Source organism: Mesorhizobium sp. 131-2-1 (assembly GCF_016756535.1).
Lineage (GTDB): Bacteria > Pseudomonadota > Alphaproteobacteria > Rhizobiales > Rhizobiaceae > Mesorhizobium.
Map to the genome: position 1 here is coordinate 4,625,240 of NZ_AP023247.1, position 23,570 is coordinate 4,648,809.

General features: G+C 64.4%; 31 protein-coding genes and 1 pseudogene. 13 read left to right on the forward strand and 19 right to left on the reverse strand.

The features are described 5' to 3' along the window. Positions 1-2 precede the first annotated feature (2 nt). Entirely contained in the window at positions 3-767 is a 765-nt protein-coding gene (minC, locus tag JG743_RS22575; protein ID WP_202292938.1) for a septum site-determining protein MinC, read from the reverse strand. A gap of 271 nt (positions 768-1,038) precedes the next feature. Between minC and JG743_RS22580 the strand changes: the two genes are divergently transcribed. Further along, positions 1,039-1,494 carry a hypothetical protein gene (locus JG743_RS22580; RefSeq protein WP_202292939.1) on the forward strand — a complete coding sequence of 152 codons (456 nt, stop codon included), beginning with the start codon at positions 1,039-1,041 and terminating at the stop codon, positions 1,492-1,494. Positions 1,495-1,560: 66 nt separating this feature from the next. Here the strand turns inward: JG743_RS22580 and JG743_RS22585 are convergent, their stop codons facing one another. The 11 genes from JG743_RS22585 to JG743_RS22635 all read right to left on the reverse strand — a co-directional run bounded on the left by JG743_RS22585 (position 1,561) and on the right by JG743_RS22635 (position 6,545). Next, on the reverse strand, positions 1,561-2,022 hold the full coding sequence (locus tag JG743_RS22585) for a phasin (RefSeq protein WP_202302885.1): 462 nt from the start codon (positions 2,020-2,022) through the stop codon (positions 1,561-1,563). A 663-nt stretch (positions 2,023-2,685) separates the two neighbouring features. After that, positions 2,686-3,111, reverse strand: a complete 426-nt coding sequence (locus JG743_RS22590) for a globin family protein (RefSeq protein ID WP_202292940.1) — start codon at positions 3,109-3,111, stop codon at positions 2,686-2,688. Positions 3,112-3,255: 144 nt separating this feature from the next. Then, positions 3,256-3,405, reverse strand: coding sequence for a hypothetical protein (locus tag JG743_RS22595; protein WP_202292941.1), 150 nt, complete (start codon positions 3,403-3,405; stop codon positions 3,256-3,258). Positions 3,406-3,471: 66 nt separating this feature from the next. Further along, positions 3,472-3,738, reverse strand: a complete 267-nt coding sequence (locus JG743_RS22600; RefSeq protein ID WP_202292942.1) for a hypothetical protein — start codon at positions 3,736-3,738, stop codon at positions 3,472-3,474. Positions 3,739-3,752: 14 nt separating this feature from the next. Next, positions 3,753-4,079, reverse strand: a complete 327-nt coding sequence (locus JG743_RS22605; RefSeq protein WP_202292943.1) for a DUF2934 domain-containing protein — start codon at positions 4,077-4,079, stop codon at positions 3,753-3,755. A 94-nt stretch (positions 4,080-4,173) separates the two neighbouring features. After that, positions 4,174-4,992, reverse strand: a complete 819-nt coding sequence (locus JG743_RS22610) for a transglutaminase-like domain-containing protein (RefSeq protein ID WP_202292944.1) — start codon at positions 4,990-4,992, stop codon at positions 4,174-4,176. A 4-nt stretch (positions 4,993-4,996) separates the two neighbouring features. Continuing rightward, positions 4,997-5,272, reverse strand: a complete 276-nt coding sequence (locus JG743_RS22615) for a DUF1488 domain-containing protein (RefSeq protein WP_202292945.1) — start codon at positions 5,270-5,272, stop codon at positions 4,997-4,999. After that, entirely contained in the window at positions 5,269-5,595 is a 327-nt protein-coding gene (locus JG743_RS22620; RefSeq protein ID WP_202292946.1) for a hypothetical protein, read from the reverse strand. The genes JG743_RS22615 and JG743_RS22620 overlap by 4 nt, the downstream gene beginning before the upstream one ends. Beyond that, complete coding sequence (locus JG743_RS22625) at positions 5,592-5,834, reverse strand: hypothetical protein (RefSeq protein WP_202292947.1); 243 nt, start codon at positions 5,832-5,834, stop codon at positions 5,592-5,594. Before JG743_RS22625 ends, JG743_RS22620 begins: the two co-directional genes overlap by 4 nt. A gap of 91 nt (positions 5,835-5,925) precedes the next feature. Then, on the reverse strand, positions 5,926-6,285 hold the full coding sequence (locus JG743_RS34220) for a hypothetical protein (protein ID WP_244672878.1): 360 nt from the start codon (positions 6,283-6,285) through the stop codon (positions 5,926-5,928). Next, positions 6,282-6,545 carry a hypothetical protein gene (locus JG743_RS22635; protein ID WP_202292949.1) on the reverse strand — a complete coding sequence of 88 codons (264 nt, stop codon included), beginning with the start codon at positions 6,543-6,545 and terminating at the stop codon, positions 6,282-6,284. The genes JG743_RS34220 and JG743_RS22635 overlap by 4 nt, the downstream gene beginning before the upstream one ends. Positions 6,546-7,055: 510 nt before the next feature. On the opposite strand from JG743_RS22635, the gene JG743_RS22640 reads away from it, so the two are divergent. The 4 genes from JG743_RS22640 to JG743_RS22655 all read left to right on the forward strand — a co-directional run bounded on the left by JG743_RS22640 (position 7,056) and on the right by JG743_RS22655 (position 9,368). Further along, positions 7,056-7,247: a hypothetical protein gene (locus JG743_RS22640; RefSeq protein ID WP_202292950.1), complete on the forward strand. Its 192-nt coding sequence runs from the start codon at positions 7,056-7,058 to the stop codon at positions 7,245-7,247. Between the two features lie 135 nt (positions 7,248-7,382). Further along, positions 7,383-7,577, forward strand: coding sequence for a hypothetical protein (locus JG743_RS22645; RefSeq protein ID WP_202292951.1), 195 nt, complete (start codon positions 7,383-7,385; stop codon positions 7,575-7,577). A 78-nt stretch (positions 7,578-7,655) separates the two neighbouring features. Continuing rightward, positions 7,656-7,826 (forward strand): hypothetical protein, encoded by a 171-nt coding sequence (locus JG743_RS22650; RefSeq protein WP_244672879.1) that lies wholly within the window; start codon positions 7,656-7,658, stop codon positions 7,824-7,826. A gap of 147 nt (positions 7,827-7,973) precedes the next feature. Further along, entirely contained in the window at positions 7,974-9,368 is a 1,395-nt protein-coding gene (locus JG743_RS22655; RefSeq protein ID WP_244672880.1) for an FAD-binding oxidoreductase, read from the forward strand. 172 nt (positions 9,369-9,540) lie between these two features. Here the strand turns inward: JG743_RS22655 and JG743_RS22660 are convergent, their stop codons facing one another. Further along, a complete protein-coding gene (locus JG743_RS22660) occupies positions 9,541-10,122 on the reverse strand; it encodes a TetR/AcrR family transcriptional regulator (protein ID WP_202292954.1) in 582 nt (193 codons plus the stop codon). 194 nt (positions 10,123-10,316) lie between these two features. Between JG743_RS22660 and JG743_RS22665 the strand changes: the two genes are divergently transcribed. Then, positions 10,317-11,450, forward strand: a complete 1,134-nt coding sequence (locus tag JG743_RS22665; RefSeq protein ID WP_202302887.1) for an alpha-hydroxy acid oxidase — start codon at positions 10,317-10,319, stop codon at positions 11,448-11,450. Between the two features lie 34 nt (positions 11,451-11,484). Here the strand turns inward: JG743_RS22665 and JG743_RS22670 are convergent, their stop codons facing one another. Next, complete coding sequence (locus JG743_RS22670) at positions 11,485-12,171, reverse strand: BA14K family protein (protein WP_244672881.1); 687 nt, start codon at positions 12,169-12,171, stop codon at positions 11,485-11,487. Positions 12,172-12,272: 101 nt separating this feature from the next. Next, positions 12,273-13,412 (reverse strand): KamA family radical SAM protein, encoded by a 1,140-nt coding sequence (locus tag JG743_RS22675; protein WP_446720871.1) that lies wholly within the window; start codon positions 13,410-13,412, stop codon positions 12,273-12,275. Positions 13,413-13,758: 346 nt separating this feature from the next. Between JG743_RS22675 and JG743_RS22680 the strand changes: the two genes are divergently transcribed. From JG743_RS22680 to JG743_RS22690, 3 genes are all read left to right on the forward strand, one after another. After that, entirely contained in the window at positions 13,759-13,968 is a 210-nt protein-coding gene (locus tag JG743_RS22680; RefSeq protein WP_202292956.1) for a cold-shock protein, read from the forward strand. Between the two features lie 116 nt (positions 13,969-14,084). Further along, a complete protein-coding gene (locus tag JG743_RS22685) occupies positions 14,085-14,321 on the forward strand; it encodes a hypothetical protein (protein WP_202292957.1) in 237 nt (78 codons plus the stop codon). A gap of 96 nt (positions 14,322-14,417) precedes the next feature. Further along, positions 14,418-15,353 (forward strand): hypothetical protein, encoded by a 936-nt coding sequence (locus tag JG743_RS22690; protein ID WP_202292958.1) that lies wholly within the window; start codon positions 14,418-14,420, stop codon positions 15,351-15,353. A 54-nt stretch (positions 15,354-15,407) separates the two neighbouring features. On the opposite strand, the gene JG743_RS22695 is transcribed toward JG743_RS22690, so the two are convergent. From JG743_RS22695 to JG743_RS22705, 3 genes and pseudogenes are all read right to left on the reverse strand, one after another. Continuing rightward, positions 15,408-16,586 carry a multidrug effflux MFS transporter gene (locus tag JG743_RS22695; protein WP_202292959.1) on the reverse strand — a complete coding sequence of 393 codons (1,179 nt, stop codon included), beginning with the start codon at positions 16,584-16,586 and terminating at the stop codon, positions 15,408-15,410. Between the two features lie 915 nt (positions 16,587-17,501). Beyond that, on the reverse strand, positions 17,502-18,569 hold the full coding sequence (locus JG743_RS22700) for a cyclic nucleotide-gated potassium channel (protein WP_202302891.1): 1,068 nt from the start codon (positions 18,567-18,569) through the stop codon (positions 17,502-17,504). A 177-nt stretch (positions 18,570-18,746) separates the two neighbouring features. After that, a pseudogene (locus tag JG743_RS22705) lies at positions 18,747-20,305 on the reverse strand (serine hydrolase). Between the two features lie 283 nt (positions 20,306-20,588). Here JG743_RS22705 and JG743_RS22710 point away from each other — a divergent pair. The 3 genes from JG743_RS22710 (at position 20,589) to JG743_RS22720 (ending at position 22,252) form a co-directional block, all read left to right on the forward strand. Further along, the gene (locus JG743_RS22710; RefSeq protein ID WP_202302893.1) at positions 20,589-20,957 is read left to right on the forward strand and encodes an ArsR/SmtB family transcription factor; all 369 of its coding nucleotides are present in this window, start codon (positions 20,589-20,591) and stop codon (positions 20,955-20,957) included. Further along, complete coding sequence (locus tag JG743_RS22715) at positions 20,954-21,481, forward strand: SRPBCC family protein (RefSeq protein ID WP_202292960.1); 528 nt, start codon at positions 20,954-20,956, stop codon at positions 21,479-21,481. The genes JG743_RS22710 and JG743_RS22715 overlap by 4 nt, the downstream gene beginning before the upstream one ends. A 195-nt stretch (positions 21,482-21,676) precedes the next feature. Further along, complete coding sequence (locus tag JG743_RS22720) at positions 21,677-22,252, forward strand: dihydrofolate reductase family protein (RefSeq protein ID WP_202292961.1); 576 nt, start codon at positions 21,677-21,679, stop codon at positions 22,250-22,252. A gap of 58 nt (positions 22,253-22,310) precedes the next feature. Here the strand turns inward: JG743_RS22720 and JG743_RS22725 are convergent, their stop codons facing one another. Further along, entirely contained in the window at positions 22,311-22,715 is a 405-nt protein-coding gene (locus JG743_RS22725; protein ID WP_202292962.1) for a VOC family protein, read from the reverse strand. A 147-nt stretch (positions 22,716-22,862) separates the two neighbouring features. Between JG743_RS22725 and JG743_RS22730 the strand changes: the two genes are divergently transcribed. Beyond that, a complete protein-coding gene (locus JG743_RS22730; protein WP_202292963.1) occupies positions 22,863-23,561 on the forward strand; it encodes a helix-turn-helix transcriptional regulator in 699 nt (232 codons plus the stop codon). Positions 23,562-23,570: the final 9 nt, after the last annotated feature.

A 23,570-nucleotide genomic window follows, 5' to 3' on the forward strand; every position in this document is an offset into this window, starting at 1 on the left:
GGTCAGCCGAGCGGCACCACACACAGCACGTCGTTTTCCAGGAAGGCCTGCACCGCCTTGCCGCGCGAGACCTTCTCCATCTCCTCGGCGGTGGTGTACCAGCCGTCGACCGAGATCAGCTCGGCCTCGTTCTTGCGGCAGAAGACGCGGGCCGAGATGTTGCCGAGCGCGCCGGCCGAAGCGCGGCCGCGCAGCGTGCCGTAGACATGGATGGAGCCGGCGGCGACGATCTCCGAGCCGGACGCGACCGAGCCGAGCACGATGACATCGCCATGCGCATGGAAGATCGACTGGCCGGAGCGGATCGGCGTGCGCACCATCAGCGTGTCGCCGCCCGGCGGCGTCGCCTTCGTCTGGCCGCCTGCCTTGCCGTCCCCGGCCTTCACCTCTTCAGCCTTGCCCTCTTCCGCCATCTTGCGGCCGGGATGCAGCAGCAGGCCATCGCTGGTCGCCTCCTTGGCGCCGATCAGTTTCGGCGGCAGATGCGCGCCAAGCTCGGCGCCGCCATCCATCTCGATGGCATAGACGCGGATGTCGCGCTGGCCCAGCACGCCAACCAGCGAATCGATGGCCGCGACATCGGGCTTCAGCGTGTTGAGATCGAGCACCACCGGCCGCCCGGCAAAATAGCCCGGCGAGTTGCCGATCCAGCGATCAAGGCTCTCCAGCCAGACATCCAGAGGCGCTTCGGGGGTGAGCGTGAAAGCGACGAATGAGCGGGCACGAAAACGGATGGATTTGGTCTCGACAGGGGCTGCGAAGGTCACGGGAAGCGATTCCTTACTGATAGGTAAACGCTAGGGGCCGAATGGTTAACGAATGGTTAATTTTGGGGGTTGGGAGCGTTAAGAGCTGACTTGGCCAACTGTTGTGGCGAGGTGGTCACAGGGACCGGATCCATCCTGAGGGGGCGGTTAGATGGCAACCGAGGACCCGACCAACGGCTGCAGCATGTGAAGTTCCTAATATACGCAGGTATGCCGCACCGGGCACGATCTGGCGCGGCTGATTTCCACTCTTTCCGGAAGGAGACGGGGCATGCGCATCAATCAGGCAGGCAGCAGGCGGTCAGGCAGCAAGTGGGCAGGCAGGGCAAGCGCGACATTTGGCGCGCTGTTGCTGGCATCCCTTGCAGGATGCATGACGTACCGGGCGAGCGGCAGAGACACATTCCAGACCAGCGGCATAGAAGAATGGTTGACCGCGACCGATGCCGATGCGGTGGTCAATCAGATGGCAGCGAAGGGACTGATGCCGGCATCCATCGACTGCCGCTTCGACCGTGCCGTTCCGGGTCAGGTGGCTTACGTCTCGAAGTTCACCTGGCAGCGGGCTCCGGCAAACACACGTTATCATTGGGAAGTCGGCGATCCGACCTACCTCGCCAGCAAGGAACTCAAATCCAACCGTGTTGGCCTTCACCGCATCGCCGCGAAAATCGTCCGCGATCCCGCCACCGGCCGAAAGGTTGGATGCTCGATCTGGACGAATTAGTCCCAACGAATGGGGCTACAAGGCGCCAAGCCGGCGCGAGGCGCCGGCTTGGGTTGCCTCAGGCAATCAGGCAGCCTTGCGTTCCTTCAGGGCCTTCTCAAAGGCATCCTTGATCGGCTTGGACAGGTCCTCGGTTGCTCTCAACATCAATGCCTGGAGGGCCTTGGCCTGCTCGGCGGACTTTTCGATCTGCTTGTTCAGGAAGGCGGTCTGCAGCTCGAGGAACTCGGACGGCGACTTCACGGCCATCAGTGCTTCGAGGTGCGTGAAGGAGGCTTCGGCATTGGTGCGCAGAGCGGCAATCATCTGCAGGGACACCTCGTTGCCGGTGGTCTTGGCCATTTCGAGGCTCGACTCAAAGGCCTTTTGAGTCGTCTCGGCGCCCGAACTCAATTTGGAAAATACTTCCTTCGACTGTTCAACGCCCTGCTCGGCGACAGCGCGGACCTGCTCGACAGCCTTGGACGGGTCGAAGGCAGGGGTTTCGACGTTTTCGATGGTTTCGGTCTTGGCGGGGAGCTTGGACATTCTTTCCATCCTTTTTCCGGGGGCGGCCTCAAAACAAAGCCGTCCCTTCGTACGAAACCGTCGCAACGGATTTATGAAGCCCGGACGAGTTTGCCCGAGCGGGGTGCGCGCCCGCGCGGCGTGCTTTTTCATTTCTTGCCAACGCCAACCAAGAACGCGGACAGGCCAAGAACCTAGAGGCTTTCGCCATAGCCGAGCGTATAGGCGACGGCTTTTGATCGGGCTCATCCGATTGGAGGACAGGAGGAGCCGCAACACAGCCATTTTATCAACTTAGTGGTGAAGGCATGACCGGCCTACAATCTTTCCAGCCGGCAAACCTACCCCGTTTGCAGGTCAGACCCCGGCGGTCGAACCCCGAGCCCATGCGCCTTCCGGCCGCTGGGCTTTTCGGCCGCCGGGGCCTTCAGCCTCGCCAGCGCGTTTCCTGATCATCTGTCCCTCCTCAAAAGGGAGAGGCCCCTACGCGATCACGCCATACGCCCCGAATAGAACTCTGCTAGTTTGTTCGCGCGGCGGACCCCGGTTCGCCTGGCCGGCGCCATATACCCCAACGCCCCCCGCCCAATGTGGCGTCGGCCAACTTCCATCCGTTGCGCCCCCTAGCGTCCCGGAACGGTATGTGTAAGACGGTTTTGGTCGCCCTCGACCGCACCCATCCCCTCACGCCGCGATCTGCGCCTCGCGCGCGGCCGCAATCATCACACTCGCCAGCAACCCATAAGCGGCCTCCCAGGCCTCGCGGACCGGCCGGGTGAAGGCCTCGCCCAGGCCGGCGGCAAGGGTCTCGATCAGCGCCTGGCCGACGATCGGGTAATGATGCTCCTCGACGCCGTAGCCGACGTGGCGCCTGGCGAGGTCGCGCACGGTGGGCAGGATGGTCTCGGCGCGGTCCAGCCCATGCACGACGAAGCCGAGGGCCGCCATCAGCTTGGCGCCCTGCTTGGTCATGTCCCTTTCCGGAAACAGCGCCCGAAGATCGCCGTCGATGGCGAACAGGCGTTCATAGAATATGGCGGCGGCGGCCACGCGGATCGGGACGACCTCGCGAAAGCTGTCCTGGACAAGTCTGATCTGGTCGGGTGTCATGCGCGCGCTCCAATGGTTGGTAAGCGGCGACTGTCCTACCAGGGCGTTTCGCACTCATGTCGCCGCTCGCGCGGCGTGTTTCAGCGATGTCTCGTCGCGGTATCAGGTTGGGGCCAATCCCCTCGCCGGTGCCATCAGCGCCCATCAATGGCGCTTGAAGTACTGCACCTCGCGCTCGTGCTTCTCGGCGGCCTCGCGGGTGTCGAAGGTGCCGAGGTTGCGGCGCTTGCCGGTCTTTTCGTCCTTCTTGCGCGAATAGAGCCGGAATTTTCCGGATTTGAGTTTTCGGATCATCTGTCTCTGACGCCTCGAAACCGATTCAACCGACTGGCCTAACGCCCTGTTTTGATAACCCTGCGGCTAGTGGCGCGGATGCGATCTGGACTCGAAAGGGTTCTCCGAGAGCCGGGCCGTGCGCTGATCATCCTGCCGCGACGACCGCTTCTTCGGCCTGGGCTCGGCCTTGACGATCGGCGTCTTCGCAATCAGGTAATCGGCCCGATTTGTCCGGTAGTCTTCCTTTTGGATTTTTTGCACAGCCATCATGATCTCCTGACAGAGTTCAACGCGCATCGGCGCCACCCGTTCCAGCATTGCCGCCAGCGCGGACTGGCCGTCCGGGTTCAATGCAAGCCCGCAAGCTAAAGCCGCCGTCTTGCCTTGAGGCTGCGGGCGGCCGACTCGATCGCGGCGCGGTCGTTGCCCAGCCTGTCGATCAGTTCCTGCGCCTCGTCGCCCGAAATACCGGCGCGCATGGCCAGTTCCTCGACCGTCAGGATGTCGGTGCTCGCGATCTCGCGGGTTTTGGGCAGCGCGTCGCCCGCCGTCAGCGGCAAGGCGGCCTCGCGGTCGATTTCCGCCTCGGCCTGGTCCCAGTGGCGCTGGTGATTGCCGAACAGGCGGCCCTCGCGTTCCCAGATCTCGTAGGCACGCTGCCTGATCTTTGCCAGCCGATCGTCATCGCCCATTGTCCGTTCCTCCATTTCAGCTGTTTCTGAAACGCCGGGCGCGGCCGAACGATCCAAGAAATCTGCGCGATCGACCGGCAAGGTCCGGAACGGATTACTGCGCAACCAGCCCCGGCACCTCATAGGTCCAGACCCGGAACGCCTTGAGGACATGCGGGCCGAAGGAGTTGATGAGGGGAATATCGGCCGCGTCGCGGCCGCGCGCGACGACGACCCTGCCGATCCTGGGCGTGTTGTTGCGCGGGTCGAAAGTATGCCAAGCGCCTTCCAGGAACACCTCGATCCAGGCGCTGAAGTCCATCGGGTCGACGACCGGGACGCCGATGTCGCCAAGATGTCCGTTGACGTAGCGGGCGGGGATGTTGAGGCAGCGGCAGAGCGTCAGCGCGAGATGGGCGAAGTCGCGGCAGACGCCGATGCCCTCCTGGTAGGCCTCGAAAGCGGTTCGCGTCGATCTCGCCTGCATGTAGTCGAACCGGATGTGGCCATGGACGAAGTCGCAGATCGCCTGCACGCGGCCCCAACCCGGCGCGACGGCGCCGAACATGTCCCACGCCGTCTGGCTGAGGCGGTCCGTCTCGCAATAGCGGCTGCCCATGAGGTAGACCAGGCAGGCGTCCGGCAATTCCTTGACCGCGACTTCGCGGGCGGAAGGCGACTGCCTGTCGGTCCTGCCGTCGTCCTCGATGGTCGCGTCGCCCCACATCGTCAGGTCGCCAGCGGGCGCGATCAGCCGCCGGCAGCGGTTGCCGAAGAGATCGCGGTAGGTCGATGTCGGAACGGCGGGCGTGGTGAACAGGGTTTCGGGCACCCTGATATCGGCCGCGCGGTCCTCGTGGACCGAAAGCAGGCAGACCAGGGCCGTCGGCTGCTGGCAGGTCAGTGTGATCTCATAACCGTAGCGGATCAGCATCCGGTTACCGGAAATCGGCAGCGGTTAGAGTGTAGGAGTCGCCGCGCTTGCGGGCATAGGCTTTGCTGGCAACGTCCAGGATTGAGGCCCGCAAGGCGTCGAAGGCCGAAAGATAGGCCGTCTCGGCAGTTCCCTTGCCGCCCAGGGCGACGCCGGATCGCGCCAGCGCCTCGGCCTCGACGAAGAAGCGGACCTTCGACATGCCGTCGTGACCGATGAAGCAGACGGCGTTGCGCGTTTCATCGAAGCTGCGGCTGGGGTTTGGAAAGGCGAGCGTCATGACTGGCCTGCTTGTGTCTGGCTAGCGCCAGGAGCCAAAGACCGCGCCGCGGCCCGCTCCCTTCTGCGCTCGCTGTTTCGACGATTGAGGGACAACATGCCGTGCGTCGCGTCCGAACGGTTCAGGCCGATCATGAACGCGCCGTCCACATGTGCCGGAATGCCGGTGAAGACGTGATAGACGGTCCAGGAACGATCGGCTTCGACGCGGCGGCCATACTGATGATCCCGGAAGTCGCGGGCCAGCGCGCCACCCTCGTTCTCCCAGACCCGAAGTGCCTCGGCATTGCGTGCGCTATCGGTTCTGTTCTTGTTGCCGTTCATGATGTCGACCTTTCGTCCTTGTCCGCCTGCGCGGCGATGACGCCGGAGTAGATCATTGCGCCGTCGGCGTCGGCGATGGCGACGGCATCCGGCCATTGCGGCATGTTCAGCGTCCGTGCCAGAATCCGCGCGATCTCGATCGCGTCGTCGAGGCCTGCCGCCAGCGCCGACTCGCGGCCGATGAGGGCGTGCGCGTCGTCGGCGGCGCGGGTGCGGTAGAATTCGATCACGATCTTCATCGTCGTCGGCGCCCCGCTCTCCCGTCAGCCCTTGCCCTTGCCGCGGGCGACGACACTGGCAGCGCCCTTGACCTGGCTGCCGAACAGGCTCTCAGGCATGACCGGCACCTTTTCCTGTTTCGGCTTCCTGATCTCGCGGTTCGATCGCTTCTGTCCCTTGGCCATGTCCAAACGTCCTTTCGATGAGCGTTATGCCGTCGCCCGGCAATGTTCCGGCCGGTTCGAGGCTGTCCTCGGTCGCCACCCGTTCATGCGGTTCGCCTTCGCTGCGAATGCGGTATTGCGGCGAGTTTCCCTTCGGCGGGAGCACGCGGGTGACGCGGTAGATCTCCCCGACCCTTGGACCCGCGCCAAGGCCGCCCTTCAGCCGCACGGCCTGCCCGACGTCGAAAAGATGCGCCGCGGCTCCGTGCTGGATCGGGCGTGCATTGCGTTGCATGAGGGTTGTCATGATTGTCTCCGGTCCTCGACGAGCGCCGCCTCGAGCGAGGCTGCTTCGATCGGCACCATTTGCTGCGTCGACCCCTTCGTGGAGATCGCCGGCAGGTGAATGAAAGTGGCCACGCGGCGCCATGCGGTGCGGGAGGGCCCTTCGAGGGACTCCTCGTCGAGATCGACGCGGTATTCTCCGGGTGGCTGCGGCGCATCGAAGCCCGGCAGCACAAACGCCGAGTTGAAGCGAACGACTGATGGCGTGGTGCGAGTGGTCATTTGCGGCTTTCCGCGGAAACGCGCGCATGCGCCTTCCGCTTCAATTCCAGCCGAACCGCCGAAACGACGTCCGGTGCTGCCAGTACATCCGTGGTCAACGCCGGCATCATTTCAGGGTTCGAACGAAACGAAATGCCGCGCCGGAGCGGCGCGATGCATTCGCTATCGAAAATTCGGAGGCGGATGGCGAGGCTTCGCTATACGAAAGGCCACCTCGACCAAATCAACGAATTTAATATATGCGCCCCAATTGCGCCGCGAACAAGGAGGCGGCGGCATTTTATTTTTATTGGTTAAATAAAATATCTGAATTTCATGCCCGAAAAACAGGCAGAAATTCGCCTTATCCGCTCTAATATTTTCGAGCTTAGAAATATTTCGGCCAGATATTTTTGCAAACCCGACAATTAATTTCTGCGCTCCTATCTATCCCATGCCAAGGCGTCTATAAGAAAGGTTTGGACGCCAGGAAGAAGCTGCCATGCAGGCGCAACCGAGAAGGAGGCGAACATGGCAAACCGCTACGCGCTTCGGATGGAAGGTCGGAACAGCTGGACAGTTTTCGACATCTTCACGGGCCAGCCCGCCGAATTTGAGCAGAAGCTCATGGTCGGCATCAGGACGCACCGTGCTGAAAAGACGGTGGTCAAACTGAACGCGCAGGATGCCAAGAGGCGGGAAGAGGCCGACAGGAGACCCTGATCGGTGCCGCCGCCAAACGTCCGCGGGAAATGACCGCCAGCGTCTCATCCGGGCATACAGTCCTGCGCTCGCCGGTCATAGCATGGGCACCGGCGCTCAAGAGCGTCCATCGTGCCCTTTGATGGGAGTTGCATCATGGAAAGCGATCTTCCGGCCGATGCCATTTCGACCTTCGACTGCAACATACTGCGCGACGCCTTCAGGACATCGGTCATTGAAGGTCAGATCCCCGAAGACCAGTGGGACGCATGCGCCGCGCAGCTAATTCGAAATTATACCGGCAACTTCGATTGCGATTCAGCGCTGTTGGCCTGGGTCATGCAGAAATGACTTTGTCGAGGCGGTTGCGGTAGCTGCTAGCCACTCCCCTGCCAGCTTTTCACCTGAAAGGACTACGGATTGAGAAACATGAAAACCCCGGACGCGCCCCCGATCGCGATCATACCGATCGTCAAGTCAAACGTCTTGTCCGCGCGGCTCACGATCAGGAAGGACGAAGCAGCAAGGCGCAAGGTCGCCGACACCGACGGAACGGTGCGGCGGGAACGTGAACTGGCGGAACGCAACCGTCTGATTTGACGCGCCAATCTCCGGCGCGTGCCGCGAGCGCCTCGGCCGCCACCAACGACAATCCAATCTTCGGCGACGCCCCCGCCCCGGGGAGTGACTCCAAGGCTGCGCTGCCATTATAGGTTGGAGTCCCAACCTTGAATGGAGTCCACCAGCGTGAGCGACAACGCCCTCATCGCCGAATTGCGCGCCGCCTGCCCCAACGCCGTGGTGTGGGACGAGGCCGAGCTCGCCAGCCGCGATCCGGGCTTCGACCAGCGCAATTTCGGCGCATCGGCGCTGGTGCGGCCAGCCGACACGGAGGGCGTGGCGGCGCTGGTGAAGTTCTGTGCGGCGCGGGGTTTGAGCCTCGTCGCTCAGGGCGGGCGCACCGGGCTGACAGGGGCCGCCGCGACCGTGGCCGGCCAGGTCATCTGCGACCTCGGTGCCCTGAACAGAGTGGAAGAGATCGACCCGTTCGCCCGCGTCGCGATCGTCGGGGCCGGCACGCCGCTCTCGATGCTGCAGGAGGCGGCGGCCGTGCACGGGCTCGACCCGAGCATCGACCTTGCCGCGCGCGGCTCGTGCACCATCGGCGGCATGGTTTCCACCAATGCCGGCGGCATCCAGGCTTTCCGCAACGGCACGATGCGCCACCGTGTGCTCGGCCTCGAAGCGGTGCTGCCCGACGGCAGCGTCTTTTCCGACCTAACCCGTGTGCTCAAGACCAGCGCCGGCTACGATCTAAAACATCTGTTCATCGGCGCCGAGGGCACGCTCGGCATCGTCACCCGCGTCGCCTTGCGGCTCGATCCAGTGGCGGGGGCGAGCGCCACAGCACTGGTCGGCGTGCCGGATGCGGCAAGCGCGCAGCGCATCGTGCGGCATTTCCTCGGCGCCACCGCGACCCGGCTCAACGCCGCCGAGATCCTGTGGCAGCGCTTCGCTGCCGCCATGAACCGGATGCTCGGCTTCGCGCCCGGCCAGCTGCCGCTCGATGCCCCTTGCCTGCTCGTGCTCGAGCTTGGCGCCGACAGCGTCGAGGCCGCATCGGACGCGCTGGAGGACGGGCTGGCGGCGATCTGGGAGGAAGCCGGCATCATCGACGGGCTGGTCGCCACCTCGGTCGCGCAGGCCGAGGCGATCTGGCGGCTGCGCGAGGAGACCGAGATGATCGAGCGAATGCACCATCTGCCGCCTTCCTTCGACGTCTCGGTGCCGGCGGGCGGGCTCGATGCCTATGTCCAGCGCATCGAGGCCGAGCTGAAGCGCATCGACGCTTCCTACGCGCCTTACGTGTTCGGCCATCTCGCCGACGGCAACCTGCACATCTCGATCAACACCGACGGCCCGGTCCCGCACGCGCTGCACGAGGCGATCGAGGACGTGCTCTATGAAGGCCTGCAGGCAAGCGGCGGCTCGTTCTCGGCCGAGCACGGCGTCGGCCTCGACAAGCGCGACGCCTACGAGCGCCACGCCGACCCGGTCAAGCAGGCGCTGGCAAGGGCGATCAAGGGGCTGATCGATCCGGGCAATGTGATGAATCCTGGGAAGATTATTTCCGGGGAGTGAGGCTCGCAGGATCCAGGTTCCTCGCCCCCACAAAGTGGGGGAGAGGTGGCTCGGCGAAGCCGAGACGGAGCGGGGATTGTGGCGCGGGCCTGCGCCAGGTGTGCTCCTGGGAGAAGGGTCTGCGCTCTACGAGACCCCTCTCCGGCCGCTTCACGGCCACCTCTCCCCCGTTTCACGGGGGCGAGGAAGCCAGGCTGATCAGCCGCTTCGCGGCCGCCGCCGCGGCGGTGCAGTAGTTGCGGTCGCCGTGGACGAGGATCATCACCATGGCGCCCTCGACCAGCAGGAACAGCTCGCGCGCCCGCTCGGCCGGCGACGGCACTTGCGCCTCGGCCAGCAGGGTCGCCAGATGCCGTTCCATCAGCGCCTTGTGCTCGCGCGCCATCGAGCGGGCGGGATGGCCGGAGAGGTCTGCGAGCTCGATCGCCAACCGGGTGAAGCCCGATCCCGCCCAGCGCGGTTTTGCCGACCATCTGGCCAGCCCAGCGAACAGCTTGTCGATCAGCTGCTCGGCGCCGCCCGAGAGGTCGATGCCGTAGGTCTGGAACTCGGCGAAGGCGCGCTCGTGCTGCGAGGCGAGCACCGCCGTCAGCAGCGCGTCCTTGCTGTCGAAATGGTAGTAGAGCGTCTTCTTGGTGACGCCGGCGGCGGTCGCGATCTCATCCATGCCGACGCGGAAGAAGCCGCGGCGGCGAAACAGCTTGTAGGCCGCCTGCAATATCACTGGCCTGGTCTGGTCGGACGATCGGGGCACGGGTTTGTCGCCGCTCGATTGTATACTCGCTAGTGAGTTTACATCGACCATGGCGCGGCATTCAATGATCAGCAACGGCTAATGTTGGATGGGAGGCGACGATGGAAAGAGTAGTCCCCACGGCACTCGATGTTCCCACCGGGATCGTGGTGTTGCCCGACAAGGTCGGCGCATCATCGGTGGCGCCCCGGCTGCTGACCGGCATGACCTGCATCGAGGATCTCAGGCAGGCCGCCCGCCGCCGCGTGCCAAAGGCCTTCTTCGACTATGTCGAGGCCGGCGCCTATTCCGAGCAGACCTTGCGCGCCAATCGCGCCGATCTCGAGCGCCTCAGCTTCCGCCAGCGCGTGCTGGTCGACGTCGCGCAACGCGATACGGCGACCATCATCCTCGGCGAGAAGGCCGCGCTGCCGATCGCGCTGGCGCCGATCGGCATTGGCGGCATGCAGTGGGCCGATGGCGAGATCCTCGCCTGTCGCGCCGCGCAGGCCGCCGGCGTGCCCTATACGCTGGGCACGATGTCGATCTGCTCGATCGAGGACGTCGCCGAGGCGGTCGAAAAACCGTTCTGGTTCCAGCTCTATGTGATGAAGGACCGCGGCTTCGTGCGCTCGCTGGTCGAGCGCGCCATTGCCGCCCGCTGCAGCGCGCTGGTGCTCACCGTCGACCTGCAGGTGCTGGGCCAGCGCCATATCGACGTCAAGAACGGGCTCGCGGTGCCGCCGGCGCTGAAATTGAGAAATATCCTCGACATGGCGTCAAGGCCGGGCTGGGCCTGGCGCATGCTCAGCGCCAAACGCTGGACCTTCGGCAACCTCGCCGGCCACGTGAAGGGCGAGCAAGGCGTGAAGGAGCTGGCGGACTGGGTGTCGCACCAGTTCGACGCGACGCTCAACTGGAGCGATGTCGAGTGGATCCGGAGCATCTGGCCGGGCAAGCTCATCATCAAGGGCATTCTCGACACGGACGACGCGCGGATGGCCAGCAAAGCCGGCGCCAGCGCCATCGTGGTGTCCAACCATGGCGGAAGGCAGCTCGACGGCGCGCCGTCGACGATCTCCAAACTGCCGCGGATCGTCGAGGCGGTCGGCGCCGAAACTGAGGTGCTGTTCGATGGCGGCGTGCGCTCCGGCCAGGATGTGATGCGCGCGCTGGCGCTGGGCGCCCGTGGCTGCCTGGTCGGGCGGGCCTATATCTACGGGCTCGGCGCCGGCGGCGAAGCGGGCGTCGCAACAGCCATCGAGATCCTGCGCAAGGAGCTGTCCGTCACCATGGCGCTGACCGGCACCAGAAGCGTCGAGGAAATCGACCGGCGGGTGTTGGATTAGGGGGGGCCAAGGCTGGCCGGCCGGAAAACGCCCCCTACTCGCACTGCCGGCGCGGGCCGCCGTCATAGGGCTGGTAGCTGTTGTCTTCCGGCCGGTAGGAGCGATAGCGGCTGAAGCAAGAGGCGACATGGCCGGCGGAAGGCCCACTCGATGCGCCCTCGGCCGAGACGTCCTCGCCCGACCAGCCCTGATACGTCGTGGCGTAGCCATCCATCGCGGCGGCGTCCATCGAGGTGTCCCGCACCTTGACGTAGCCCTGTTCGGTGGCGCCGGCGTCGATGTAGGGCGAGATGCATGGGCGCTGCTCGCCGCTGTAGGACCTGTAGCTGTTGTCGTCCGGGCGATAAGAGCGGTAGCGGCTCGCGCACCATTCGACATGGGCGGCCGGCAGTTCCGCGGCCTGCGCGCTATCCTCGCCGGCGGCCAACACCTCGGCCTGCCCATCGCCCGCCGACGGCTCGATCGAGGCGGTCACCTCGGGCCCGATCTCCGGCTTCGCGGCATTGCTGGGCTTGGGGTCCATCGGAACCGGACGGGAGGGAAGTCGCTCCAAGGCCTGGCTGGCCGCGCCCACGGGCCCGGCATTCCTGGTCCAGAGCTCGGCCACGCCAGCGCTCGGGGCGACCATGCCCGCCGGCTTGGCGGCCAGAAGCCAGGTGGCGAAGGCCAAGCCGCTGGCGAAAACCGCAAGGGTCAGCACGAAGCCACCCAGAATTGCCAACAAAGCTCTCACGCCACGCCTCCTTCAGCCCCCGCTCATAGAATGCGGGGCGGTGAGGCTGGTTCCAACCGAGGGAGTGCAAGGGGCGAGGAACCCAAGCGTCAACGGGCGCCCACCACCTCCTTATACGCCCTCACCTCACCGTCCTGCCCGCGGATGCGCCAGGTCTCGCCATCCCGCCCCTCGATCGCGCACGACGCCAGCGGCACCTTGCCGCCGCCTTCGGGCAGGTCGATGACATAGGTGGGATTGCAGATGCCCGACAGCCGCTGGCGCAGCGCGCTCACCAGCGCCTGGCCCTCGGCGATGGTCGTGCGGCGATGCGCCATGCCGCGCGCGAGGTCGCCGTGGTGGAGGTAGTAGGGTTTGACGCCCAGCCGGTACATCAGCTCGCGGCAGAGCTCCTCCAGCGCCTCGACCGTATCGTTGACGCCCTTCAAGAGAACGCTCTGGTTGAGCAGCACGAAGCCCGCCTGCCTCAAGGTGCGGCAGGCACCTTCGGTAGCGTCGGTGATCTCCCGCGCGTGGTTGAAGTGGGTGACGACGGTGACCATCAGCCGGCCTTGGAGAGCCTTAACCAGTCCGGCGGTGACGCGCGAGGGCAGCGCTACGGGAACGCGGGTGTGGATGCGCAACAGCCGCACATGCGGGATCGCCTCGACGCCGGCGCGGATTTCGCCGAGCGCCTTGTCGGGCAGCGAGAGCGGGTCGCCACCGGTCAGGATCACCTCACGGATTTCGCGATGGCCGGCGATGTAGGCCAAGGCAGGCTCAAGCGCCTCGCGCGTATAGCCGCGGCCGATCGAGGTCAGCGACTCCTTGCGGAAGCAGAAACGGCAATAGACCGCGCATTGATAGGTCGGGAACAAAAGCACCCGGTCGGCGTGGCGGTGCGTCAGCCTCGGAACGGGACTGAAATCATGATCGCCGATCGGGTCGTCGAGCTCGCCTTCCGTCGCCACCAGCTCTGCCGGCGACGGGATCACCTGCGCCCGGATCGGATCGTGCGGGTCGTTCCAGTCGATCAGGTCGAGATAGGGTTTGGGGGCGCGCACCTTGTGGTGCGCCGCCGCCTGCTGCGCCGCCGCGCGCTCAGCGGGCGACAACGGCAGCGAATTCAGGTCGCGGACATGGCGCACGCCGGCGCGCACATCGTCCTGCCAGACGGCATCGGCGGCGCGCTCATCGGCCGTGCTGGCGTCGGAAATGCCGGCGTCCGGCATATCGAGGTCTGAATTCATCGGAGGCTCCTTGAACTTGCGCCGCTGGATACAGCATTGGAGCCCAAGGGTGAACCCGGAAGGCCGCGCGCGAGCCAGGCAGCCGCTGATCGATTGATCCGGTCCATCAGATGGAAATCCGCAAGCCGGCCTGGCCTGTTTTTCAGGGCGAAAGAATTATTTTCGGATCGCGCCTTGTCTGAAAACCCATATGGCTCTATGTTGAAAGTATCGATCTTGCTTGTTGAACTTTGTTCTGGCGCAATCTGCGCTCTTGGCGACCTTCCTCTCAAAATCGATCTGAATCGTTTGCCGCGCAGGCTGTGCGGCGAGCAATTTTTCTGTGACTGATTGAAAGGAAATCGTCATGAATACTGGTACCGTAAAATTCTTCAATGCGACCAAGGGCTTTGGCTTCATCGAGCTGGGCAACGGCCAGCCGGATGTCTTCGTGCACATCTCGGCCGTCGAGCGCGCCGGCATGCGGTCCCTCGTCGAGGGGCAGAAGGTCAGCTTCGACGTCGTGAAGGACAACCGCAACGGCAAGAGCTCGGCCGAGAACCTTCAGGCCGCGTAACGAGAACTGCGCTTCTGGTCCTTGACCACGGATGTACTGGCACTGACTATCGAGGCGCATTGGAGAGGCCGGGTTTCGCCCGGCCTTTTTGCTTTTTCAGGATTGGAGACCGTCAGATGCGGCACCAGCCGGTACCCGAAGGAATATTCAAGCCGAAGCCGACAGCCGGCGAAACCAAGCAGGACGCCACGACCAGGGCGGCCCGCCAGATCCTCGACGGGGAAGTGGCCGAACGCGAGCGAAAGACCGAACGCTTGAGGCAGGCCAGGCTTGCCATGCAAGCCATCGAGGCAGCCAGCCCCGCGGCCAGTTCGCCGGCGAAAAAGCGAACGGGCAAACGCAAGCAGGCATAGCAGCGCGAAGGCCGACGCCGAGGCCCCCTGCCCCGAACCATAGGTGTTTGAGCAAAAAGGTACTAATCTGCGCAGGCTGGGCTTCGGGGCAGGCCAATGGATTTCAGCGCAGGCCATGGCTACCTTCTCATCGGCGGGCTCATCCTGGTTGGCGCCGGGCTGCTGATCCTTTCGCTGATCGTCAATCTTCGTGTGGCGCACAGCGTGCGCGACGAGGTGCGCCATCGTGAAAAGCTGCTGGAATATTACCGCAACATCTTTTCGCAACTGGGCGTGATTCTGATCGGCATCGGCGTCTCGCTGTTCATCTTCTTTTTCCAGCAGAACTACCAGGACCAGCGCAAACGCGAGACGGAGCTGCAGCAGGTCATGGCAAAGCTGGCGGCACGCATTGCCCGCGGCGCCCCCGTCATCGAAACGCTTGGCGAGTTCGACGACGTGTTGGATAAGGGCGGCGCCTATGTCAGTCCAGAACTCGGCGGAAAGAACGCTGCGATCAGCGCTGAGGGGGCCGAGCTTGGCAAGCAGGTCGGCAAGATCCGGCTGGTCGAACGCGACGTCGATGTCCGGGACTTCGACATATTGAACCTGTCGCGTGATTTCGAAACGACGTTCATTGTCAACGAGCTCGATCCGACGCTGTGGTTCAACATCGTGCGGGACGAGAGCGAGATCAAATATGCCAGCACCCAGCTCGCCCTCGACTACAAGGACCTGCAGGAGGCGATCGGCGACGAGCCGATCGAGCTTGCTGTCGCCAATCCCGACAAGGAACGGAAGATCAAGCACGAGGTTCTCGACATCCTCTATGATGCCGACCTGCTGCGCCAGCGCAGCAGGCTGTTTCTCGGCCGCGCGTGCTGGCTGTTCAGCAAGGGCAAGAGCTTCGTCACCCTTCGACCCGCCGACGAGATCGAGGCCGATGCTAGGTCGCAACAGGAATGGATCGAGCGATCGAAACCGCTGCTGACACAGTCAAGGTCGGGCAGCGGCGATTGCTTCAAGCTGCTCCACTACGGCCAGGCGCCGTGAGCTGAGAGCGAGCGGGCGTACGTTGGCGTGGGTACACCTCTGACTAATCCTGGACTACTGAGCCGGTCCACGACGTTCGCGAGCGACGCGCCGAGCAAGCACGACGCACACCAGGCAGCCCGCGCCTGCGAGACCCATCACGATGCCCATCGGTGCCGGCGTGCCGTTGGCGAACAGGCCGACCAGGGCCGAGCCGACCATTCCACTGCCGTACTGGATGGCGCCAACAACCGCGGAGGCCGCGCCGGCGCGCTGCTTGACGCTGGAGAGCGCACCGGCGACGGCATTGGCGAGGATAAGACCGTTCATCGCGGTGAACAGGAATTGCGTGACGATGAGGCCGGCAACGCCACCGAAGCCAGTGATGGTCACCAGCGCTAGGGCAATGCCGAACACGCCCGCGCCCAATGCCCCCGCCAGCAACATGCGGTCGCTGCCAAAGCGGGTGACCAAGCGCGAATTAAGGAAGTTGGTCGCCATGAGGCCCAGCACGCCCGACGAGAACACCAGACCATATAGCTGAGGGCTTAGGCCGTGATAGCTGATGTAGGCGAAGGCACCCCCGGCAATGTTGGCAAAGACGCCGACATAGAAGAAGCCGACGGCTGCCGCGTATCCAAGCAGCACGCGATTGCGAAGTACCGAGCTGTAGCCGACGATGGCTTGCCAGGCGCTGTCGGCATGCCGCTTCTCGGGGGGCAGTGTCTCGGGAACCGTCAATATCGCGATCACTGTGATGCCTCCGATCGCGACGAGGGTCCAGAAGATGGCCTGCCATGATGCGGCTGCCAGGATCTGCGCTCCAACGCTCGGTCCCAAAAGGGGTGCGACCGCCATGACCGTCATCAGGGTCGATAGGACCTTGGCGGCCCGGTCCCGCTCGTAAAGGTCGCGCACCATGGCGCGGGCCAAGGCGACGCCGGCGCTTGCACCCAGAGCCTGCACGACCCGCCAGCCGATCAGTTGCCAGCCATCGGTCGACAGTGCGCAGCCGGCCGAGCCGATGGTGAAGACGACGATGCCAAGTGCCACTGGCCCCCGCCGACCAAAGCGGTCACTGACCGGTCCCCAGAAAAGCTGACCGAAGCCGAAGCCGAGAAGGTAGCCGGAGATCGCGAATTGCAGCGTGCCCTCGCTCGCTCCAAGGGCTGCTCGCATGGTTGGCAAGGCGGGCAGGAAGAGATCGGTCGAGATAGATGCGAAGCCGAGCAAGACGGCAAGGATGAACAGCAATCGGACTCCGCCAGGATCAGCCCCGTCGCCAGTCAAAGCCCAAATCTCTCCACCATGGATGCATTCCCTTCCCGAAGACCGCGTGAAGCCCTCGGCTGCCTATGTAGCCTATGCTCGGTCCCGAGATTAGGGTGATTAATCTGAAGAGACCTATGAGCTCAGCTCAACAATGGCGATTAGCCCATCGACGGTATGATCCTGGTGGTGGCCCGCGAGCAAAGCTCTATTCGCGGCGGCAAAACCGGGCGCAGAGCGGGTTGAGAATGAGCGGATGAAGCCCGGCGTTGTGGGTGTCAAAGCCCAATTACTCTCAACGGTCGGGTTCGACTCATTGCGGCCTTTCAGCTGCGATCCTCGCCTGTTGGAGCGTTGGTCATTCGGAGACCAATGGTGTTCTTGGTGGAACGCTAATATAGATGGACGCTCGAATGGGCAGCGCCTGACGAATGCCATGCGAAGGTTCATCCTCACAGCAATATGTATCGCCGCCGCAACAGGCGCGAACGCCCATGATTGGTACGAGGACAAGATTGACCCGCTGACGAAATTCAAGTGTTGCGGTGGTCATGATTGCCGCGCCATCCCTCCGTCTTCGGTGCGGGCCAGAATTGACGGCGGCTACACTTACCTGCCGCATGGTTTCACCATCCCACGGGACCGCGTACAGGAATCCCCGGACGGCCAATTCCATATCTGCGAGAATACCTACGTCATAACCAATCAGCCGTATTTGCGCTGCTTTTTCGCACCCCGTGTCAAGGTCTCGATGCTTCTCCCACGTTGAGGCCAATACTGCGCGTCGCAGCCCGGATCGACATCGGCAGGAAATTGGGCAACCTTGCCGGCGCATCCTACTCCTGACGACTCAGGATGGATGAAACACCATTGCAGTTCGGAACTGCACACCTGGTACGGTCAAGCCGTCGGCGCCGCGCTGCGCCGCTCGAGCGCTGTCTTGCGGATGATTTCGGCGATCTCCGGGCTGCTGCTGCACAGCATCTGGAAATCCACCGCGTGCAGCGACAGGAGTGAGACCGCCGTTGCGGCGCTGACGGTCGCCATACGCGGTTCGCCGCTGATCAGCGCCATCTCGCCGAAGAAGGCGCCAGGGCCAAGCTCGACCGGGTTCGGCGTCGCGACGGTGACGCGCCCCTCCACGACGAAGAACATCTGATCACCGGGCTCGCCTTTGCGGCAGATCACGGCGCCCGCCGGCACCGTGCGAGGTCTTAACGCGCGCACGATCTCGACCAGCACGGCCGGGCCGAGCTTCTGAAACAACGGCACGCCGGCGACCAATTGCCAATTACGGACGAATTCCCCGCGGCGAACTTCCTGAGAGAAGCCGGTGGCAAGAATGCCGGCCCAGAGCGCGAAGATGCCAATGCCGCTCATCATGACCGCCCCGGCAAGGACGCGGCCAGCGAAGCTTTGCGGAATTTCGTCGCCATAGCCGGTGGTGGACAGCGTGACCACCGCCCACCACATTGCCTGGGGGATGCTGCCGAACTTTTCCGGTTGGATGTCGCGCTCGATAACATAGCCCGCGAGCGCGACGCCGAACAGAACGACGCCGAAGAGCGTGGTGACGCCGATCAGGTTGCGCGCCTCGTTAGCCAGCACCCTGCCCAGCACCGGGAAGAAGGTCGAGTCGCGCAGCGGTTTCAGCAGCCAGACGGCACAGTAGAGGCTCCAGTCGGGCGTGCCGACGAGCAGAAATGCGGCGAGTGGAGCCAGGACCGCGAGCACATCGATGGCGATTGCCGGCGTCCTGTCGTGAAGGTCTCCCGCCCGGCGCTTGAGCAGCGTCGCGGCCATCTGCACAAGATAGGCGCCCCAAATGACGGCGAGCAGGGCAAGCAGAGCCAGTCTGCTTCGTCCCGAAATGTTCGGTGTCGTGAGCGCAGCCACCGCCAGGAGCCCTGGCGCAGCCAGTACCGCGTTGAGCGGCGCGTAAATTCTCAGGAAAGGCAGTACCGACATGCTGTGCCCACGAGCCGCCACTATCCTCCAAGATAGAATGCCTTCAGGGCAAGCGCAAAGGTGCTTGCTATCGCTGCGATCTGCATCCCCAACGGCCAAATCAAATGTCCGGGATTGCTTCGTGAGCGGACCTGAACGGACGGGCTACAACCGACGAGAATGACCTTCTCAGCCATTCTAGTCGGCGACACGCCGCAGCGTGCCGAGATGATTGTCGTCGAGAAACCCGATGGTCATTGCCGACGCCTTGCCGTCGGCGCCGACGGCAAAGCTGACGCCCGTCGGCCTGTCCGGCGTCTCGGCATCGGGGAAGGTCAGGAACAAATCGCCGTCGAAATGCGTCAGGGAATAGGACCGGGCACCCCCCGGGCCGACCTTGAGGACGAGGCCGTCTCCCGCGCTCGCCACGACCGCATCGCCGATAAAGTCGTTGGTGTAGCGGCCGGTATAGCCACTGGCTGGCTCGGCCGGCCTTGCCGGAGACGGCGGCGCGGCATAGGTGGCCTTGGCCGCCTCGACCACCGGACCGAACATCCCGCCGTAGATGCCGTCCCACGCCTTGATCCAGTCCTTCTCGACCGAACCGTCGAAGACGAGATCGGCGAAACTGTCGGACAGCCCCTCCGGCACACCTGTCGGGAAGGCGTTGGCTAGGATGACGATGCCAAGCTTTTCCTTCGGGAAGATCGTCACCAGGGTCCGTGCGCCGACGCTGAAGGCGCCGGCATGGCCCCAGCTCAAGCCGTGCCGGCCGAATTCGACGTTCCAGCCGAGGCCGTAGAAGGATTCGCCGCCGGAGACCGGGTTCCTGCCCGCGTCATCAGCGGCACATGCGTCTGGCCCAGCGCGTCGGCGGCAATCAGCGTCTTGCCGGCATAGACCCCGTCGCCCAGCACGAGGCGCAGCCATTGCGACAGATCGCGTGCGGTGGAACTGACGCCGCCGGCGGGCGCTTGCGCGTCCGGATCGCGCTTGATCTTCGCCGCCCAGGCGCCATCGACCCTGACGTGGAGTGCCGCGCGATCGGCGTGCTTGAGGAAATCCGCATGACGCGAGCTGGTCGAGGCCATGCCGAGCGGTCGGTAGAGCTTTTCCTCGGCGACCTCTTCCCACGGCCTGCCTGTCGGCTTGGCGGCAGCGACGGCACCCTCGGTCAGTCCGAAATTGCTGTAGGAATAGCCGGCGCGAAAGCTCGACGAAGCCGGAACGAAGCGCAGGCGGTGCAGGATCTCGGCGCGATCGTAACCAATGTCCTCGAGGTCGTCGCCGGCGGTGCCCGGAAGCCCGCTTCGGTGCGAGAACAGGTCGCGGATGGTGAGTTCGCTGGTCGGATAGGCTTCGGCGAGCCGGAAAGCCGGATCGAGGTCGGCGATCTTCGAATTCCAGGACACGATGCCGTCGCTGACCAGCGCCGCCACGACAGTGGCGGAGACCGGCTTGGAAAGCGAAGCGATCTGGAACACCGTGTCGGCGTCGACGGCCTCCGGTTTGCCGGCCTCGCGATGGCCGAAGCCTTTGAGGAAGACCACCTCGTCGTCATGCACGACCGCGATGGCGAGACCGGGCACGCCACCGTCCGCGACGGTGGCTTCGGCTAGCGCTTCGAGCTTCGGCAGGGCGGCTGTGATGCGCTCGGGCGTGATGGGGTCGGCCGACGCCGCAGCAGGGGGCCAAAACGCCAGGATGGCGATGACGGCCAAAATCCTCAAATGACAGAGATTCCAATCAGGCCGCATGCTGGCGCCTCCCCTCCCTGCATTCACCCGCCAATGGTACAGGCCGGCGCAGGCGAGGCCAAGCCTTCGCTCCGATGGCAATCGGCTTGAGGAACACGGCTTTCGTCCGGGCGACATCGTGGGCGGGAAGCCGGAGCGAAGTGCTGGTCTCCATGTCGCGGGGAGATGTTCGGCAGCACAGAGCGGGGCGGCGCAGAGCGCCAGCCAACTGAAGACTCCCACTCCTCCAAAAAATTCAACCAAACGGTTGACAATCATTTTTGCCTCCTCCATATTCAACCACATGGTTGAATTACTTACAGACGAGATGGACCAGATCTTCCACGCCCTAGGCGATGCGACCCGTCGGCAGATGCTGCGGGAACTCGCTGGCGGCGGGCGCACAGTAAGCCAACTGGCCGAGCCGTTCGCAATGTCGCTGGCGGCGGCGTCCAAGCACATCAAGGTGCTGGAGAACGCCGGGCTGATCCGCCGCGAAGTGACGGGGCGTACGCATACTTGCCACCTCGAAGCCGGGCCGCTGGCCAGCGCCTATGAGTGGCTCGGAGCTTACTCGCGCTTCTGGACAGGGCGGCTCGACATACTGGAACGGTTGCTGCGCGAGGACGATGGCCGCAAGGCCGCGAACGAGAAGAAGGGAGACCAGACATGACCGACCGCAACGGTTCCTATGGCACACTCATCGAGCCAGCCACCTTGATGATCGAGCGGCTGCTGCCGGGTCCGGCCGAGCGCATATGGGGCTACATCATCGACCCGGAATTGCGCCGCCAGTGGCTGGCCTCGGGCCCGATGGGCAACACCGCAGGCGCCGCCTTCGAGCTGGTCTGGCGCAACAGCGAGCTCACGGATCCGCCGGGCGAGCGTCCACCCGGCTTTCCCGACGAGCATCGCATGCCGGGCGAAATCGTAGAGATCGATCAGCCGCGCAAGCTCGCCATCACCTGGGGCAGCACCGGCGGCGTCACCTTCGAACTCAAGCCGCAAGGCACGGACGTGCTGCTCACCGTCATCCACCGCCGCCTGGGCGAGCGCTCGATGCTGCTCAACATCGCACCCGGCTGGCATATCCATCTCGACATCCTCGCCGCCAGGCTGCGCGGCGAGCGGCCCGAGCCGTTCTGGGATGGCTGGCTGCGGCTGAGGAAGGATTACGACGAGCGCCTGCCGGCTTGAAGCGAGAGAACGCGAACCAGGAAAGGAGACGATAAACAGGCACTTCGAGACTTGACTGAACGACGACCGACAAGCGGGCGATAGCCCGCATAACGACCGCTGCCCGTTGCAGCGGCAAACCCCGAACATTCCCGAAATTTTCAACCGCCGGCCCGCGGGCCGCACAACTGCGCCTTGAGCGCCATGGAGAAAGCTATGCGTAAATTGATCGCCGCCATGAAGATTTCCATCGACGGCAAGGCGGAGGGGCCGTCCGGTATCGCCGACTGGGTCCATGCCTGGTCGGAGGACTACGGGCTGATGGATCAGGTCGATGCCTGCATCCTGGGCGGCCGTATGTATCCGGGCTACGAGCAGTACTGGACCGCGATCCAGAACGCGCCGGACCAGCCGCTGCCGATGACCGGCAAGCCGGCGGCGCGCGAAGAACTGCCCTGGGCGCGCTTCGCGGCCAAGACGCCGCACTATGTGCTGTCGAACACGGTCACTTCGGCCAGCTGGCCGACGACGAAGTTCCTGCGTTCGGCCAACGATGTCGCTGCGCTGAAACGCCAACCCGGCAAGGACATCTACCTTATGGGCGGCTCGACCATCGTCGACAGCCTGAGCGAGGCCGGCCTGGTCGACGAATTCCGCTTCGTGCTCTACCCGCTGATCGCCGGCGAGGGAAAGGTGCTGTTTGCCAGGACCGCGCAACGGCGGGAGCTGGAACTTGCCAAGGTGGAGCAGTTGCCGGGCGGTCGGGTGAGCGTTGTCTACAAAGTCGCGTAAGACCGTAGCGCGGCGCCCCTCTGTCCCGCCGAAGGACAGAGGGGCAGGCGCTTCTGACCTAGCGCTCGAACTTCTTGATTGCCTCTCGTGTGACCGGCGTGAAGAAATTGACGAGATTGCCGTCGGGGTCCCGGAACAGCAGCGAACGGTTGCCCCAGGGCATCGTGGTCGGCGCCTGCACCAGTGAGCCGGCGATGCGATCGGCGAGCCGTCGGTACTCCGCATCGACATCGGCGACGCGGAACTCGATGATCGCCGTGCGGTTGGCGGCAGGCTGCGCGACATGATCGCCGCCGAAGAGCTGCAGGGTACGCGTGCTGCCGATGGCGAGCGTGCCGGCCGCGGTGATCAGCTCGGCGAAATCCTCGGTGTAAAGCGTCAGCCGGGTGCCGGTCATCTCCTCATAGAAGGCGACCAGCCGCCTGACATCGGCGGTGATGATGCGGATCGAAACGAAATTCATTTTCAGTCTACTCCGTCGTTTGGCCGTGGAGTCTTCTCCGTCGGCGGGCCGCGGAGTGTTCTCCGTCGGCGGAAGCGCCCGTCGAGGCGCCGTGTCCGCCTTGTGGACCAGGGCTGTTGCCAGCATAGTGGCAACAGGAGACTTGCCTTGCGCCGCGCCGACAGACTGTTCCAGCTCATCCAGATCCTGCGACGCTCGACCCACCCGATCACCGCCAGCCGGATCGCCGAGGAGCTCGAGACCTCGCGCCGTTCGGTCTATCGCGACATCGCCGACCTCATCGGCCAGCGCGTGCCGATCCGCGGTGAGGCCGGCCTCGGCTACGTGCTGGACCGCGACTACGACATGCCGCCGCTGATGTTGACCCCGGACGAGCTGGAGGCGGCTGTGCTCGGCGCGCAATGGGTGGCCGACAAGGGCGATGCGGTGCTGGCGGGTGCGGCGCGCGACCTGATCGCCAAGATTGCCACCGTTGTGCCCGAGCGCCTTCGCCCGTTCGTCAGCCAACCCAGCGTCGGGGCGCCGCTCAGCCGGGCGAGCCTGCCCGACGGGCTGGATGTCGCGCGGGTTCGCGCATCGATCCGCACGGGCCACAAGATCCGCATCCGCTACCGCAACAAGCGCGACGAGGACAGCGAACGCGTCATCTGGCCGACGATGATCGGCTATGCCGAAACGGTGCGGCTGCTCGCCGCCTGGTGCGAGCTGCGCCGGGATTTCCGCCATTTCCGCACCGACCGCATCAGCGCCGCCGCCTTTCTCGACGAGCGCATCGGCTGCCGGCCTGCAGAGCTGCGTAGCCGCTGGAAGCGGCACATGGAGGCGCAAGGATTGCGCCTGCCCTAGCCGCAATCG

Excerpts from the sequence above, each read along its gene's own strand:
- JG743_RS22580 (WP_202292939.1), top strand. The coding sequence starts at position 1,039 with ATGCGCATCAATCAGGCAGGCAGCAGGCGGTCAGGCAGCAAGTGGGCA.
- JG743_RS22585 (WP_202302885.1), bottom strand. The coding sequence starts at position 2,022 with ATGTCCAAGCTCCCCGCCAAGACCGAAACCATCGAAAACGTCGAAACC.
- JG743_RS22590 (WP_202292940.1), bottom strand. The coding sequence starts at position 3,111 with ATGACACCCGACCAGATCAGACTTGTCCAGGACAGCTTTCGCGAGGTC.
- JG743_RS22595 (WP_202292941.1), bottom strand. The coding sequence starts at position 3,405 with ATGATCCGAAAACTCAAATCCGGAAAATTCCGGCTCTATTCGCGCAAG.
- JG743_RS22605 (WP_202292943.1), bottom strand. The coding sequence starts at position 4,079 with ATGGGCGATGACGATCGGCTGGCAAAGATCAGGCAGCGTGCCTACGAG.
- JG743_RS22610 (WP_202292944.1), bottom strand. The coding sequence starts at position 4,992 with ATGCTGATCCGCTACGGTTATGAGATCACACTGACCTGCCAGCAGCCG.
- JG743_RS22615 (WP_202292945.1), bottom strand. The coding sequence starts at position 5,272 with ATGACGCTCGCCTTTCCAAACCCCAGCCGCAGCTTCGATGAAACGCGC.
- JG743_RS22620 (WP_202292946.1), bottom strand. The coding sequence starts at position 5,595 with ATGAACGGCAACAAGAACAGAACCGATAGCGCACGCAATGCCGAGGCA.
- JG743_RS22625 (WP_202292947.1), bottom strand. The coding sequence starts at position 5,834 with ATGAAGATCGTGATCGAATTCTACCGCACCCGCGCCGCCGACGACGCG.
- JG743_RS34220 (WP_244672878.1), bottom strand. The coding sequence starts at position 6,285 with ATGACAACCCTCATGCAACGCAATGCACGCCCGATCCAGCACGGAGCC.
- JG743_RS22635 (WP_202292949.1), bottom strand. The coding sequence starts at position 6,545 with ATGACCACTCGCACCACGCCATCAGTCGTTCGCTTCAACTCGGCGTTT.
- JG743_RS22640 (WP_202292950.1), top strand. The coding sequence starts at position 7,056 with ATGGCAAACCGCTACGCGCTTCGGATGGAAGGTCGGAACAGCTGGACA.
- JG743_RS22645 (WP_202292951.1), top strand. The coding sequence starts at position 7,383 with ATGGAAAGCGATCTTCCGGCCGATGCCATTTCGACCTTCGACTGCAAC.
- JG743_RS22650 (WP_244672879.1), top strand. The coding sequence starts at position 7,656 with ATGAAAACCCCGGACGCGCCCCCGATCGCGATCATACCGATCGTCAAG.
- JG743_RS22675 (WP_446720871.1), bottom strand. The coding sequence starts at position 13,412 with ATGAATTCAGACCTCGATATGCCGGACGCCGGCATTTCCGACGCCAGC.
- JG743_RS22680 (WP_202292956.1), top strand. The coding sequence starts at position 13,759 with ATGAATACTGGTACCGTAAAATTCTTCAATGCGACCAAGGGCTTTGGC.
- JG743_RS22685 (WP_202292957.1), top strand. The coding sequence starts at position 14,085 with ATGCGGCACCAGCCGGTACCCGAAGGAATATTCAAGCCGAAGCCGACA.
- JG743_RS22690 (WP_202292958.1), top strand. The coding sequence starts at position 14,418 with ATGGATTTCAGCGCAGGCCATGGCTACCTTCTCATCGGCGGGCTCATC.
- JG743_RS22700 (WP_202302891.1), bottom strand. The coding sequence starts at position 18,569 with ATGTCGGTACTGCCTTTCCTGAGAATTTACGCGCCGCTCAACGCGGTA.
- JG743_RS22710 (WP_202302893.1), top strand. The coding sequence starts at position 20,589 with ATGGTTGAATTACTTACAGACGAGATGGACCAGATCTTCCACGCCCTA.
- JG743_RS22715 (WP_202292960.1), top strand. The coding sequence starts at position 20,954 with ATGACCGACCGCAACGGTTCCTATGGCACACTCATCGAGCCAGCCACC.
- JG743_RS22720 (WP_202292961.1), top strand. The coding sequence starts at position 21,677 with ATGCGTAAATTGATCGCCGCCATGAAGATTTCCATCGACGGCAAGGCG.
- JG743_RS22725 (WP_202292962.1), bottom strand. The coding sequence starts at position 22,715 with ATGAATTTCGTTTCGATCCGCATCATCACCGCCGATGTCAGGCGGCTG.